Raw genomic sequence first — 16273 nt, 5'->3', positions numbered from 1 at the left:
TTTTTTATGTTAAATTCTTACAAAAACTAAATTAATAGTTGTAAAACTATAAAAATAGTTATAGTTTTGAATAACATACTTTTTAAAGAAACAATAATTGTTATTATGGAAAAACTAACAAACAAAGAAGAAGAAGTTATGCACATCCTTTGGAAACTGGAAAAAGCCTTCGTTAAAGACGTACTGGCTGAAATAAAAGAAGACAAACCACATTACAATACGCTATCTACTATTATTAGACATCTGGAAGAAAAAGGCTATGTGGGCTATAATGCTTTTGGCAAAACGCACCAATACTTCCCTATTGTAACCAAAGAAGCCTACCGAGCTAAGTTTTTAAGCTCTGCCCTTGATAATTATTTTAACAACTCTTACAAAAACTTGGTTTCGTTCTTTGCTAAAGAGGAAAAAATTAGCGTAGACGAGCTAAAGGATATTATTGATTTGATAGAAAAAAATAATAAATAAACATGGAATACCTAATTAAATCAACCGCTATAATTGCCATTTTCTACACGTTTTACAAACTAATTTTACAACGTGAAACCTTTTTTCAGGTAAACAGGTGGTTTTTATTTTTAGGATTAATTTTTGCTTTAGTTGGTCCGTTTATTATTATTCCGAATTATATAGAATATACCGCTCCCCAAATTACAGAATCGACATCTGAATTTTCATCAAATGATAAAATAAAAACATCTTTAGCAGAACAAAATTTTCAAAAGGAAAACACTCACCCCATCCCAAAACAAAATCCAACACCTATTCAAAATTCAAATTTAACAGAACCAGTACAAGATTCTTTTATATCTAATATTTCTTTACACCTTTGGGATTATATTCTTATGGTATATGTTCTTGGGGGGTTATATTTCACCATTAGATTTAGTGTTAGATTATCATCTGTTTTTAGGGTTATAAAAACTCATAAATCGGTAAAAGCCGGTCCGTACAAGGTTATCCGTTTAACCAATGATGCCGCCCCTTTTTCATTTTTTAAATGGATTATTTATAACCCCAATCAGTTTAACGAAACCGAAATTAGACAAGTTATTACGCACGAAAAAGTTCATGCCAACCAAATGCATTCCATAGACATTTTATTATCAGAAATCATTTCTATTGCCTTCTGGTTCAATCCACTTATCTGGTTATATAATAAAGCCATAAAACAAAATCTGGAATACATTGCCGATAGCGTTGCGCAACATAAAAGCGAATCGAACAAAAGTTATCAATATACTTTACTTAAAACCTGTGTACCATCTCATCAAATGGCTTTGACCAATACATTTTACAATTCATTAATCAAAAAACGAATCCTTATGTTACAAAAATCGAAATCGAAAAACATTAACCTCATTAAATATGTTTTAATTATTCCCATGTTGTTACTGTTTTTAATAAGTTGTAATTCAAAAACAATTTACGTTGAAAATTCAAAAACTCAAGCGTACGATGTCACTCAACTTAGTAATTACAGAACACGATATATTTCTGATTACAACACCAAAGAAGATCTAAACAATATTATAAATGATCTTAAAAATTACGGTGTCACCCTTAAAATTGACAACGTAGAAAGAAACGATTATGAGCAAATAACACAAATAGATGTAACAGCTAACTACAAAGGTCAAGTACATTCTTTAAGAGCTGGTAATGGCTTGGACTTAATATCTTCTATACGTGTTGGATTAGACGATTCTAACAAGCTATTGGTCTCCAACATGCAAGAAGACATATTAACCTCAATTACAAAAAACACAACTGAGTCTGATTTAATTGCTTTTAAAAATATTTTGAGTAATAAAGGCGTTGATTTTCAATTTAAAGATCTGGAATATAATACTAAAAACGAATTAACTAATATAACCATTAGCTTAAAAAACGACACATCGCACAGTACGGGAACTTTTTGCAATCATGGGTACCCTATATTCCCTATGCAAATAAAAACGGCTCGCGACCATACTGGTATTTATCCTTACGCTTCAATAAATAATTATGAACTTATGTTTAATAAGCAATTATTTATTGCCCCCTTAATAATACCAAGCACACCAATACATTTTTATAATCAAAAGCTAAAACTAAGTAAATTAGGCATAGATATTAATTATAGCAATTTAATTTCCGATAACTTCAGCCAGTTGTCACAAATAACTGTAAATCTAAAGAATAATATATCTAACCTAACTGAAACCTTTGGAAATGGTACTTACACGCTGCCTGGTATACTTTTCGGGCAACGTAAAAATAATGAGTTATTTGCTATTCAATATTTAACAGAAAGATTAGCATCTCCTAACCCAAATTCCCGTAAAAGTGATGTACACCCCTTATTACTTATATCGAAATTCTCTCAGCAAAAAGATTTAGAGGCCATAAGTAACTATTTTAAAGCTCGAGGGTTTTCAATGTCATATTCTGATGTTGCATATAATGATAAAAATGAATTAACAGCCATAACTACAACATTTAAAGCAGGAGATTATAGCCATAAACAAATCTGGAGTAACAACGGTTTTCCTATTTGTCCGATAAGTTTTGAAGACCATGACAACCATTTTCTTTTATATCAATTTTTAGATCCGTTTGAGGCTAAGATATCTAAAAATACCACAGATAAAGAATTCGAGCAATTTATTAATCAAGCCAAAATTGTAGGTACAACTCTTGAGTTTAAAAACATTAAACGAAATAAAAACAACGAAATTACTGCCATAGAAGCCTCATTTAAAAACAACCGCAATAGTAATACCTTAATAATTGATACTGAAACACCAATTACACCGTTTAGCTATGCCCAATACCAATATAGATCGGACTGGCAAATCACAATAGAAAATTTAAAATTAATTTCTTATGATTTTAAACATACTGCAATTGATTTAAGTAATAACAAATCGTTAATTCTTATAAATGGTAAACCAAACGATACCAATAAAACTAAACTGTCATACCCTGTTGAAGCCTTTAAAAGTTTAGCCATTAAATACGGAGTTATAGAATTAACTATTGATGAAAGTTTGGAAAGAGATCATTCTAATTTTGTGACCACAGATGCCCTATTTATTTTAAATGGAAAAATAGTTTCATACGAAAACTATACAGAATCTAATAATTCTGATGAATTCAGGACATCGTTTTATAATAGTCTAAATCCGGAAGAAGCCATAGAACAATATGGAGAGAAAGCAAAATATGGCGCTGTGGAACGTTTTACTAAAAAAATGAACCCGCGATCAGAAAGCAGAAGCATTGTTATTAACCAACAACCACCTATATATATTTTAGATGGTAAAGAGATGCCTTCTGATAAATTATCAAACATCTCTCCTGAAAACATTGAAAGTATTAACGTATTAAAAGACAAGGCTGCCATAGACAAATACGGAGAAAAAGCCAAAAATGGTGTTGTTGAAATCACCTCAAAAAAATAAACTTAAAATTCATCAATTAAATCAAAAACCGAGTTAAACAGCTCGGTTTTTTTATGTTCTAAAAGAACTTAATTGTTACAAAGTAAAACCTGAAGAAAAGACAAAACTTACAAAAACTGACTTCAAAAACATAAAACGCGCCTTGCTTTTTAAAAACAGCTTCAAAAACCCCCTATAATTATTTCAAATTAAAACATAAAACGCAATTTTAAACAACAAATTGAAACATCTTACAAGCATAACATATTTCATATTGAAATAAGTATTATTTATTCAGTTACATATTAGTATGTAAATTTGCAGATTTTAATCAAACTATTTGTACGATATATCTCCTTTTATATATCTTCAAAAAACATTGATATAACTAAAGCAAACTAACCTTTAAAACCGAAATTATGATCACACTTGTTAAGCTTATTATCGTTATTCTTTTATCGATTATATAAGCAAATTCCAAAAAATGTAAAACTTAGTCTAGAATAAGTTTTACTATTTTTACCAAATGAAAAAACAAGTCTTCAAAATTTTAGCAAAGGTTAATAAACTAATACTCCCAAGTTATTCCAAGAGAAAATTAGATATTAGCAAAGCCACAAAACTGCAGTTAGCGATTATTGGCTGGCGCTGGTATGTAACGAAAAGAGCATTGGATTAACTATCTTGATTTAGATTTTTTCTTGTACCAGATTACAAAGCCGGTAACCGATAAAAAAGGCCCGGATAAACCGATAAAACAGTACAACAACTTAATAAAAAAGCCTCCGTATTGACCAAAATGAAGCGGAGATATCATACTATCTAAGCGTGTCATTAAATTGGCATCGGCCACTTTAGTCACGCTAATAATATCTCCTGTTTTAAAGTCTAATTGAAATTTATTATAATACTGACTGTAGTAAAACGAATCAGTATTAAAAATACCATTGACGGTTATTGTACTTGTTGCCTGTTTTGGTAAACGTATGTAAGTTGGCGTAAAATCAGGATATGCTGTTTTTATCGACGTTAAACATTCTTCAACAGAAATAATTAACCTCTCAGGTTCCGGCATTTTAGGCGTTTCTAATCCTGCTTTAGCTACTTTATAGGCTAAAAAAATACCAGTAATAACCAGAACTAAATTTAGCAATAAAGCCCAAACACCAATATAGCGATGTAATGCCGAATAAAAATTACGTACATGACCGCGTTTAACTTTTACTTGAAAAAGCAGCGTTTTTAAAATAACTTTTCGATAAAGAATAATCCCGGTAATGAGGGATAAAAAGAATAAAACACCAACAATTAATACTAAAATACGCCCTATAGCACCTGCAAAAAAAGAATAGTGCAATTTTAAAATCCACTTGGTAATTGTAGCATTGGCATCAATATTAGCAATAATCTGCCCAGTTTCAGGATGAATAAAAACAAAACGTCTGGCATCGGGCAATCGTAAATTAAAGAGGATACTTTCTCCTTTTTTAAAATGTACAATTCGCGTTTCCCATTCAGGAAAATTACTTTGAACCGTGGCAATGGCTTTATCCAAAGCTAAACTTTCAGGGTTTACTTCAACTTGATATTCTTTAAAAATAGCCTCATCAATAGCTTCATTAAATGCTAAAACAGCACCTGTTAATCCTATAACCAATAGAAAAAGCCCAGCAATTAATCCCAGATACGAATGATATTTTAAAAGTGTTCTGTTATTCACGGTCTAAATAAAATGCAAACTTTAGCAATAAATAAATCTTAACAAAAAAACATCCCGTAAAATATATTACAGGATGTTAAAAAATTGTTTGCTGTTCTTACAATTTAACGGTTAGCGACAAGTTGAAACGTGCTCCGTTAGCTTTTATATAATCGTTATCGCGTGCTGCAAATTGCGATAACAGGTTATAATAATCTTCGTTAAGCAAATTTTCTATTCCTAACCCAATTTTCGTGGTTGGCGTCATTTGGTAACTTGTTGAAACGTTTACCAAGCTAAAAGCATTGATAGGCCCTTGCCCGTATGAATAATCGCCATTGGTATTGGCTTCAAAATGATCTCTGTTTCCTGAATAAATATAAGACAGACGCGCATTTAGTTTATTCGCCCAGTTGTAAGTTAAATACGCTACGCCTTTAAACGGAGGAATACGATCGCTATTCATGTAGGTATTATAATCACCATTGTTTTCGGTATCTAATTTCCCTTCAGTATACGATACCGAACCTCCTAAATTAAGGGTATTTGTTAACCTGGTATCGGCAGCAAATTCAAATCCGTAAACACGTTCTGGCTGACGATCGATTGCAAATACACCACTTGGCAATTCACTATACGTTGCCCCGAATTTAGAGGTACTAATGAAATAAGCTCCGCTAAAATTTGTTTGTCCAATACGGCTGTTAAATCCAATTTCATAGTTATTTGCAATTACAGCATCAGAGTTAATCTGACTAACCGTATTTTCCGTTGCCGAACGTAATGTTCTTCCTAAATCGGCAATAGAAAAACTTTGAGAAAAACTCACAAACGGTTTAAACATCTGAAATTTATTATAACGCAACCCGACGTTGAACGTCGTTGCATTGTACTCTAACTCGCCACCTTCGACTGCTACACCGCCACTACTCGGGGATGTTGCTCCTGCATTGTAACGTGTTAAAGTGGTGTAATCAGGTATATCAACCAGTATATTTTCAAAACGGATTCCTGCTTTTAAAACGAAATCTTTATACATGGTTTTTAACTGGGCATAAGGTGCTAAGTTCGTCATATCGGTTTCAGGCACCCATGGTCTTCCATCAATTAATTCCTGAGCCGTTACATCGTTTAGTACATCCAAACCATATAAAACATTTCCTGAAACCTCTCCATATTGATAGGGTGTATTGAAGTTGAAACGTGCTCCCATTTTAGTTGAAATGATAGAAGACTGCCCACCATCATAACCTAAATCCGGGTCATAAAAACTTACCGAATAACCATAAACCGTTCTAAAATCTTGTGTATACAAATTCAATTTGAAATCGGTATCACCGAAAATATTCATGAAATCGTAAGTTAACTGTGCATTGTGATTGTAACGGTTTCCTTGATCCACGGCTAAATCTTCACCTAAAACTCCAATGGAAGGCGTTACGCCGTACTCACCAACCTGAGCTACATAATCTGAATTCTGGTTGCTACTAAAGTAGTTGTACATGAACTCAACTTTATGCTTTTCGGCAATTTGATAGTTTAATTTCCCGAATAAACTGTACTGATCGGTTTCTCCAATACCATAATATGGTGACACTACTTCTCCATTAGCATCACGATTTACTCCGGTTTGTCTAAACGTTCCGTTTACCACATAGCCAAGTTTATTTAATTTCCCTGAAAAGGTTTGAGAAATATTAGCTCCTACAGTTTTATCAATCGTTTTTAAAGCCCCTGAACTTCCTAAAACAGTAGTACTTTCTATCTTTTTATTAGAATTTGTTTTTTTAGTAATGTAATTAACAATACCTCCATCGGCGCCATTTCCATAAATAGCGGTTGCTCCTTTTATAACCTCGATACGTTCAATACTATTTGGATCTATCGTATTAATATCGCGGTTACCATTACGTAAAGGTGTAGACTGCGGAATACCATCTATTAACACCAGCATTTTTCGACCTCTCAAGGTTTGTCCGGTATTACTGGTTTGGTTGGTACTTAATGCAATTCCCGGGATTTCAATTAAAACATCGGCTATATTAGTACTTGTCTGACCTAAACTTTCTATTTGTTGTGCAGATACTACCGAGACTGAAGACGGTACTTCATCTAAAGTTTCTCTAACGCGATTTGATGTGATAACCACCTCACTTAATGATTCTAAATCGGTTTCTAAAGACACATTAACCTCTAACATTTCATTTGCATCTAACGTAATCTGACGCGTTACTTTGGTATATCCTACTCCTGTAAATTGAAGCGTGTAACTTCCTGCTTCTACATTGATTACTTTATAAATTCCGTTTTCATCAGCCATCGCTCCCTTTGATAATCCTTTTAAGGTTACCGCAGCATAAGGAACCGGTTGACTTTTTTCATCGGTAATGACACCATGTATTGAAGCTTCTTGTGCATAAAGCCCTAAAAAGCTCATAAAAAACATACAAAATAGTAAATGTTTCATATTATATTTATTTAGACTTATTTTAAATTGATGCAAAAATAGCATATTCTATCATAATTTCAAGTTTTTGAAAACAATAAAACGTGCTGAAAAAATAACACACTGAAGTAAAGAAGTTTATACACAAAAAAAAGACTTCCAATTATTTGAAAGTCTTTTTGTCATAATCTTTTTTTAATTATTATTCTATAACCAACCAAGTATTCCCATTAGCCGGTATGGTAACGTCTACTGTAATTTTATAGTCTCGGGTTAATTTATATGTTTTAGCTTTGCCTTCCTTTTCTCTAACTAAAGCCTTAGTTGATAACCCTGTGTAATACAATGGCAAGGTAACTTTTCTACCAATATCTTTATCGGTTGGATTAAATAACATAACCAATCCTTTTTCCTTTAAATTAGGATTCGCATGCATAAAACCATCCCAATCTTTTCCTGAAGGACGTCTCAAATGAATTAAATCAGAATTCAGAATATCGCGATAAGTTTTGTACCAGTCAATTACCTCGACAACCACTTGCTTGGTTTCTTCTGTGTCATACAATCTGGGTCCACGATAGCAGGACTGTACGCCTGCCCCATAATTTTGCATCATTTGATTTTTATAATCCATTAAATGCTCATTAAGAGGCTCGATGGTAGCGGCTTCACCACCCCCATGATACTGTGTTAATGGAGTAAATGTCCAACACATACTAGGTGTCCTGTCCCACAAACCATCATAAATATTGGTTCGCCCTAATACCAGTTGTCGATCGCGAGGTAAAGACCAGTTGACTTCTCGGTATCCTATTCCTACTTTGTTTGTTCCCGAATTAATATAAAAATCGGGAATATTCATATAAATGCCCTCAGCACGCATCCACTTGTATAACCCTTGAATTTGCGCATACTGTTTCCATTGTGAGTCGTTTAATCCATTGTGATGGGCATGATTGGTTGAAGCACATACATTGCCCGGATACGATCCGTCATTCTCAAAAACCGTCATCCCTGTCTTTTCAAAAAAGGTTTTAATTTTTCTAAAATAATTATGCCCCCATTCACTTGACAAACATGGTGAAGACCCAAATATCATCCCACCTCGCTTACCTGTTTTGGGATTAATCACATCCACCTCATCACTAATCCATCGGCTGGATAATAGCGAATATCCTCCCAGTTCTATACCCTTAGATTTAGCATATTCTACTAATCTTTTAAATTTACTATAATTGGCTTCAGATTCATCTTCCATATTCACTCCGCTACCAAAACTTAGAATAATCATTTCATAGCCCACTTCAGCACATTGGTCAATGGCGTTTTTAACTACTTTTTCATTTGAATTCACCAAATGCATAAAAATAGGATTCTCGGTTACCCAAGGCGAAATGGTACGGTACATTTTTCTAATAAACAACCCTTTACGCTCTTCTTCTCTGGTATCTAAAGGTGTTTCCCAAACTCTGAATGTCGTTAATGTATCTCCAGGTTTAATTACAACATCAGGTCCTAAAGGAGGTTTTACTTCTAACAAACAAGGAACATTTAAAGGGTAATTGGTCTGTGAGGTATATCGAGGATCCTTTTCCCAATAGGTCGTTTGCTCAGAATTTTTTTGCTGCATACCGCCAAAGGCATAATCACTTTCAATATGAATATTAGGCTTTACCCAATAGTCTGGTGTTCCCACAAGATTCTCTCCTTCAACCATTGCTAATTGCTCCAGTTTAAAAGCATTAAGCTGAACTAACAAGTCTCCTTTATTAACCACCTCAATCCATTTGCTTAGTGTTGGTATGCCATCATACATTGCAAAATGCACTTTTAAAGTAATGGCATCTTTTGTAAGTGTAAATATCAACTCTTTTCCTGTAGGCATGGCTTTGTTTGCAGCCCAGCGTACCTGTTTCCATTCCAATCGCCTTGACAAAGGTTTCACTTCAAACTTTTTTACAATAAACGCATCAGGAATCACATTCAATTCATCTACCCAATGGTTTAAGGTATATCCATATTCGGGTTGCTTACTTAAACCTCCAATTGTATAATCTTTGCCATCAATTGTTAATATTCCCTCATTAGAAACGGCTCGAAGCATAGTTTCTCCTGTCATTTGATTAAAATAATCAATTGTCGCAAGGTTTGGAACAACCCTAAATGTTCTAGAAATTAACCCGTTACTGATAACGATATCTTTTCCTGAACTTGTTTTATAAACCTCTGCCTTTACTTTTGAATTATCAATTAACCAATCGTAATCTGGCTGAGAAAGAGGCATAGACATTTCTGGTAACTCTTGTATGCTTTCTCTTAAAGCTTGTCTTACTTCTGAAGATTGCTCTGTAACTTCACCTATAAAATCTTGTTTTACGATAACTGGAGGAATCTCGGTATAGTCAATAGTCGGGTTTAACCACACAGCATGATCGCCACTTGGTCCATCACCTGCATCTTCAACTACCAGCTCTAAAATACCTTTTTTTACTTTTACTGATATATCTTTAGCAGCTTCACCTTGCTTAATAACGCCACTGTTATAAACCTCTTCTGCATTATTAAACACCTTGAAAACGACACTTCCCGAATCAATGGTACCCGAATCACCTTCTACTCCAACGAATTGTTTTGATTCTGGTGTAACCTTATAAAACATACGTTTACCATCGGTTAAAGGGATGCTTTTTATGTTTCCTGAAGCATAATCTATTTCAGAATCGTTAATTCCAATATTTGCTTGAAATAGATACCCATCGTTAAGATTTATCTTAATAACAGCATGAGCATGTACCCCGACACCTCGATTAAATTCCTGGCCTTTAACCTGTAACAATTCTCCGGTTACCGATGTATTCTTTGCTGGAGCACCATACAGTTGTTGCCCCAAACTAATATCCAATTCTTCAACATAAACGCGTTCCTGAGCCTTGGATAAGGCTCCAAAGAACAAGCAAAATGAAAAGGATAATAAAACTTTATATAATTTAACTTTTAACATATACTCTAAATAACTATTATATACTACACACTAAACATACGAATTCAAACTAAAAAACATATTCTTTACTAGAATGCAAATGTATTTTTTAAATACTACTTAATTTATAAAAAAGAGGCTGCATTTTACTAATGCAAGCCTCTCATTTTCCAAAAAACTAACTCAAAAAATATTATTGTAAAGGATCAAATGTTCCTCCCGGCCAACCTAAGGTTTGTTCTAACTCAGGATTTTTATCTAATGCACTTTGTGGTAAATCAAAAAAGTAATACTCCTCTAAGAAATTAATAGGTGTACCATCATCTACAGTATTCCCATCCCTCTCAAGACTTATTTCTGTTGTTTCAAAAAAGGTTTTATACGTCATTGGATTACTTAAATCAATAGTTCCTGCTAAAACCATAGCTTCTAAAGCCTTTCTATCATCAAGAATTTCTTCAGACAAAGGATCTAGTGCATCAAAAGCTGCTGTTGTAGAAATAACATATCCTTTTCTATAAGCTCCAAATAAATCATCATACATTCTGCGTCTTCTTAAATCATCAGATCGCTTACCTTCAAAAGCAAATTCTAATCGACGCTCTAATAGTATTGCTTCTCGCATTTCATCCTTGGTCATACCGGATTTCAAACCATACATTCCTCCATCACTATCAATTCCTGCACGCTTTCTAATTTCTTTAAGTTCTGTATAAGCTTCGTCAATCATACCTATTTCATTAGCAGCCTCCGCATAATTCAATAAGACTTCAGCAAATCTAATCTCTATCCAATCAGTAGTTCCCTGATATAAACCAGCCCCTCCTGCTAAATTAACATCAACTGCTTTCTTACAATAAAACGATGAGGGTGAAATTCTTGAATCTGCTTGACCTTCTATCTGGCTACCTTGAAACGTCCAAAACAAATCACTGGTTTTATTTGGCTCCGGATCATTTAAAGGCCAAATCGTTCCATTAAAAGCAATAGTTGTAGCAAACCTCGGATCTCTATCGACCCAAAAGGCATCTGAATCGTATGTATATATAGATGTCGCATCATCGATCGCTTTACCATCTTTCATAGGAAATGCTTCAATTAGGCTTAATGTAGGTTTATCCCAGGATTCTCCATTTGTACCTACAACAAAAGGACGCACACCTACATCTCTATTAGTAGTTTTATCGGTGGTATAACGCCTAACCATAATAGCCTCTGGATTAGAATCAGACTCATCAAACCATAAGTTTGCGTAATCTGCATTTAAGCCTTTACCCTGCGCTACTAACTCTGTTAAGGCTTCTTTATTTGCATCATAAGCATCTTGCCAGCGACCTGTTTGGCTTTGACTTGGATCGAACTGTTCACTTGCATAATGTAACAAAACACGTCCCTTAAATGCCATTGCAGCCCCTTTTGTAATACGCCCGTAATTAGAGGAAGCATCACTATAAACACTTGGTAACATATTTATAGCATCTTCTAAATCTAATAAAATTTGCGCCATACAATCTGACGTACTATTTCTTGGCACCTCAAGATCATCATCTTTACTATTAAGTTTTAAAACTAACGGTACACCTCCATAGGTGCGCACTAAATTAAAATAGTTCAATGCTCTAAAAAAAAGCGCTTGACCTTTTAATTCATTTACAAATGATGTTTCCAACCCTCCTGATTCCACTTTACCTAAAAGCAGATTAATATCCTTAATGATTCTGTATGTATTTGAATATATTCCAACAGAACCTGGAGTTAACTCCCCATACATTCTAGGAGTAGGACCTACAGCATCATCTGAATTAGCCGACGCATTAATTGGCCAACCTGGTAATGATCTATCATATATTTCATTTATAAAGCCTTCACTAAGCCCCTCATCACTCCAAACATCTTTTTCATTAATTGCATTAAGGTCTTTCTTGTCCAGCACATCACTGCAACTCGAACAAATAAAGCTCATAAATAAAATGGATAAGCTAAATTTTATTATTTTATTTTTCATAGTTGTTTTTTAAAAGGTTAAATTAAGTCCGACACTAAAGCTTCTATTTACGGGAATTCCTCGCCCACTCGTTTCCGGGTCGAACTCCTTAATTTTTCTGTAAATCATAAATAAATTATCACTATTTACAAAAATACTAAGGCGCTTAGCCCCTACTTTTTCTAACAGACCTTCAGGAACATCATATGCTAAATTCAATTGTTTAAGTCTTAAAAAATCGGCATCTCTTAGGAAAAATGTAGAAGGCTTATATTGGAACCCTTCATCGCCTCCATAAACAGGGTAAGAAGCATCTGGATTTTCCGGTGTCCACGAATCATTCCAAATAGACCAATCTGCATTACCTACGCTACCAAGGTTAAACCTTGCTGCCTGAGGCATAAATCGTTGATGCCCTGCAAAACCTTGAGCAAATGCCTGTAAATGGAAATTCTTATAATTAAAAGCAAAACGGATACCATAATTTACCGGAGCGGTGGAACGTGCACCTTTAATGTACTCTAAATCGTTTGCATCAACTTTCCCATCTGGAGTGTTTTGCTCTGGATCTGTATTTCTATCACCTCTAATATCTCTTATTAACAATTCTCCTATTCTTGGCGCTCTACCAAATTGTGTAAAACCAGACGCAACTATTTCATCTAATTGTTCTTGCGTTCTAATAATACCATCGGAAACGTAAGTTCTAATTCTATCTATAGCTTGACCGTTCTTTAGTAAATGAGGTAATGTAGACTCTGGTTCATCTAAAGTAGCATATTTACTTTTTGAATACCCTAGATTGAACCCTACTTCATAAGAAATATCGTTATTTATACGATCTCTAAACGTACTTAATATTTCATACCCGGAGATGTCAATTCCTCCATAATTATCTGGAGACAATGTTAACCCTGATGACTCTGGAATAAATAATTGACGAGGACCAAATAAATCTCGCTTCTTATTTTTAAAAATATCTAAAGACGTTTCCCATCGATTATCTAAAACACTAAAGTTTAACCCAAAATTGTATGTTGTTTGGTTGTTCCATGTTATTAAAGGTGTCGCTTCTGTACCAATAACGGTACTTGAGGTTATATTGTTATTCGTTCCTAAAACAGCACCTGTTGACAAGTTATATCTCTGCACATAAGGAAATCCATTTGAAACACTATCATCTCCAGTACGTCCTATAGAATATCTAATCTTAAAAAAATCTATAAAATCAAAAGTTTCTTGAAAAAAAGCTTCCTTAGAAGCAATCCATCCTACTGATAGAGACGGAAAGAACCCAAACCTTCTACCTTCATCAAACTTTGTTGACCCATCGTATCTAAAGTTAGAGCTTATAAGATACTTACCATCATAATCATATGAGAATCCTCCAATGGCAGATAAACGACCTCCTTCTGTTTTATAACCGCTTGCTCGTCTTTCATCACTATTAGTACCATTTAAAGTAGGCACTAACTCGGTAGTGACCTCTCTACCTGTGGCATTAAACTGTTCATACTCAGATTCGGCTTGTTCGTAAACAGCGAAGGCACCTACGCTATGTACTCCAAAAGTATTACTATAGTTTAACTTGGCATTTAATTGATAATTCTGATTTTCATCTGTGAATTCATAAACACTATCTGAATCAGCTCCACTATCATTACGCACTCGCGTACCTATAATCTCATCTGTTAGTAAAAACCTGTTATTCGGATCGGTAGCAAATGTATAGTCTACTAAGGGTTTTCTAAACAAATAGCTGTCTCTTCTAACTATATTTCTGTTATAGGACAAACCAGCTGTTAAGCCCTTTATAAATGGTACTTTATAATCCACGGTAATCAATGAATTAGTGATATTATTATCGCGTTCTGTGACCCCTGCCCCCTTATCAATAATATTACCAGCATTCCAACCATTGAAATTCGCTACATAAAGTCCATCTTTAACTGAAGGCCCCCATTTGCCGGACCTAAGGGCGGTTCTGTAAAAATCGCCGTAATCTTCATCTCCATTATTGTATCTCCAATAAAAACCATCATCATGATTTTTAGAAGTACTAATATTCAAACCTACATTTAAATCATCAGTGATATCCACCCCAACCTTGGCTCGTAAATTATTTTTATTAAATGATAAATTTTCAAACGCCGCAGTCTCTTTTACAATAGATCCCGCAAGGAAATAATTCACTCTATCTGAACTACCGCTCACAGTTACTGCATTTCTATTTAAAATTGGTGATTTTGCAAACTCATCGATAAAGCTTGAATTTGGCAAAGTTTTAATATACTCGAGCTCAGAATCACTAATATAGTTAGCATTACTTGGATCTACACCCTGCCATTTCAATCTAGCATTCATAAGTAAAGCATGCTCATAAGCTGAGTTAAATTCCGGATTTTGAGTTGGCTCTGTCGTACCTATGGTAGAAGTGAAATTTACCTTAGGTGCCCCTTTACCCTTTTTAGTAGTTACTAAAATAACGCCGTTAGATGCTCTAGCTCCATAAACAGCAGTAGCCGCCGCATCTTTTAAAACACTTACAGTTGCTACTTCACTTACATCTAAAGCATCAAAAAGTTGTTTTGACCCAACGACTCCATCTATAACATATAAAGGCGCATTACTTCCTACGAATTCTCCTATAACTGCACCCCGCACATTAATATTAGACGTTCTTCCTGGACGCCCTCCGGTTTGCGTAATATTGACTCCGGCAATTCTACCTGCCACGGCATTACCAAGAGAAGTCGCAGGTATTTCATTTAATTCCTCCGCATTAACTGTTGCTACAGAACCTGTTAGTTTTCGTTTCTCTACAGAGTTATATCCCATGACCACGACTTCATTAAGATTACTTACGTCAGTTTCCATTGTTATATTTATAACTGCCGTATTACCAACCGTAACATCCTGATCTTTAAAACCAACGAAAGAAAAACGCAATACATCTCCCGCGTTAGCTGCTATAGTATAGTTACCATCAAAATCGGACATGGTTCCTTTTTGCGATCCCAGGACACTAATATTAACTCCTCCCATAGGTAAACCATCGGCGTCAACTATAGTTCCTGAAATTGTTTGTTGTACTTCTTTTGTAATATTTGGAGAAAGTGCTACAGATTCTTGTGGTACAATAGCACTTAGCCACAATACCGTAGAAAACATCCCTACAAGTCCTACCCGTGATGTTCTAGGCTTTCTAAAAGTTTTTGTCATTTGTTAGAATTTAAATTGGTTTGTTGTTTGTTGTTTGCTCTGAGTAATTTATACTCATAAAAAATAATTGCATTAATGGTCTTCACTGCTTCATAAGTCTTTATTTAATTAAGTTGGTCTTTAATGAATCTAAATTTTATGGTTTTAGATTTTCTTGCTTTTGAAAAGTTGAATTCGATATTAGTCTTAAAAAGCTAATTAATCGACCTAAAGTATGTATTGCGACAAAATTGAAGTGATCAAAAAGTATCAATGAGCATTGACACCTGAATTAAAACACAGAATTTCAAAAAAGTAACAGAAAAAACAAGATTAAAATCTTTAATATATTACCCGTCTAAAATTTTGATTAAAACAATTAATAAAGTGCGAAAAATGACACATATCTATATAGAAAACACCCAACCATTTATAAAGTTTAAGTGTTCTTAATTATTAAAAAAGCAAAAAAAATCGTGAACTTTTGTTCTCGATTTTTTTTAAAAACTTAGATAGTCAATAATGTTTTATTTTAAAC

8 protein-coding genes are annotated in these 16273 nt (G+C 34.1%); 3 read left to right on the top strand and 5 right to left on the bottom strand.

Going from position 1 to position 16273, the window contains the following annotated elements; all coding sequences use genetic code 11:
• The first annotated feature begins 105 nt into the window (after window positions 1-105).
• The 3 genes from ICJ84_RS05380 to ICJ84_RS16970 all read left to right on the top strand — a co-directional run bounded on the left by ICJ84_RS05380 (window position 106) and on the right by ICJ84_RS16970 (window position 4104).
• Entirely contained in the window at window positions 106-468 is a 363-nt protein-coding gene (locus tag ICJ84_RS05380; RefSeq protein ID WP_188215307.1) for a BlaI/MecI/CopY family transcriptional regulator, read from the top strand.
• Window positions 469-470: 2 nt separating this feature from the next.
• Window positions 471-3446, top strand: a complete 2976-nt coding sequence (locus ICJ84_RS05375) for a M56 family metallopeptidase (protein ID WP_188215306.1) — start codon at window positions 471-473, stop codon at window positions 3444-3446.
• Between the two features lie 505 nt (window positions 3447-3951).
• Window positions 3952-4104, top strand: coding sequence for an SsrA-binding protein (locus ICJ84_RS16970; protein WP_188223307.1), 153 nt, complete (start codon window positions 3952-3954; stop codon window positions 4102-4104).
• Here the strand turns inward: ICJ84_RS16970 and ICJ84_RS05370 are convergent, their stop codons facing one another.
• The 5 genes from ICJ84_RS05370 to ICJ84_RS05350 form a co-directional block, all read right to left on the bottom strand.
• Entirely contained in the window at window positions 4105-5145 is a 1041-nt protein-coding gene (locus ICJ84_RS05370) for a PepSY-associated TM helix domain-containing protein (RefSeq protein ID WP_188215305.1), read from the bottom strand. It lies immediately after the preceding gene.
• Between the two features lie 97 nt (window positions 5146-5242).
• Window positions 5243-7591 carry a TonB-dependent receptor gene (locus ICJ84_RS17055; protein ID WP_188215304.1) on the bottom strand — a complete coding sequence of 783 codons (2349 nt, stop codon included), beginning with the start codon at window positions 7589-7591 and terminating at the stop codon, window positions 5243-5245.
• A 181-nt stretch (window positions 7592-7772) separates the two neighbouring features.
• On the bottom strand, window positions 7773-10571 hold the full coding sequence (locus ICJ84_RS05360) for an NPCBM/NEW2 domain-containing protein (RefSeq protein WP_188215303.1): 2799 nt from the start codon (window positions 10569-10571) through the stop codon (window positions 7773-7775).
• 172 nt (window positions 10572-10743) lie between these two features.
• Complete coding sequence (locus ICJ84_RS05355) at window positions 10744-12555, bottom strand: RagB/SusD family nutrient uptake outer membrane protein (protein ID WP_188215302.1); 1812 nt, start codon at window positions 12553-12555, stop codon at window positions 10744-10746.
• A gap of 9 nt (window positions 12556-12564) precedes the next feature.
• Window positions 12565-15756 (bottom strand): SusC/RagA family TonB-linked outer membrane protein, encoded by a 3192-nt coding sequence (locus tag ICJ84_RS05350; protein WP_188215301.1) that lies wholly within the window; start codon window positions 15754-15756, stop codon window positions 12565-12567.
• Between the last annotated feature and the right edge of the window lie 517 nt (window positions 15757-16273).

Origin of the sequence: Aestuariibaculum suncheonense (assembly GCF_014596935.1) — a bacterium.
GTDB classification, from domain to species: Bacteria; Bacteroidota; Bacteroidia; order Flavobacteriales; family Flavobacteriaceae; genus Aestuariibaculum; species Aestuariibaculum suncheonense.
The sequence above is the reverse complement of the archived record's forward strand: the minus strand, read 5'-3'. Positions and strand labels throughout refer to the sequence as shown.

Coding starts and splice junctions, on each gene's coding strand:
- ICJ84_RS05380 (WP_188215307.1), top strand. CDS start 106: ATGGAAAAACTAACAAACAAAGAAGAAGAAGTTATGCACATCCTTTGG.
- ICJ84_RS05375 (WP_188215306.1), top strand. CDS start 471: ATGGAATACCTAATTAAATCAACCGCTATAATTGCCATTTTCTACACG.
- ICJ84_RS16970 (WP_188223307.1), top strand. CDS start 3,952: ATGAAAAAACAAGTCTTCAAAATTTTAGCAAAGGTTAATAAACTAATA.
- ICJ84_RS17055 (WP_188215304.1), bottom strand. CDS start 7,591: ATGAAACATTTACTATTTTGTATGTTTTTTATGAGCTTTTTAGGGCTT.
- ICJ84_RS05360 (WP_188215303.1), bottom strand. CDS start 10,571: ATGTTAAAAGTTAAATTATATAAAGTTTTATTATCCTTTTCATTTTGC.
- ICJ84_RS05355 (WP_188215302.1), bottom strand. CDS start 12,555: ATGAAAAATAAAATAATAAAATTTAGCTTATCCATTTTATTTATGAGC.
- ICJ84_RS05350 (WP_188215301.1), bottom strand. CDS start 15,756: ATGACAAAAACTTTTAGAAAGCCTAGAACATCACGGGTAGGACTTGTA.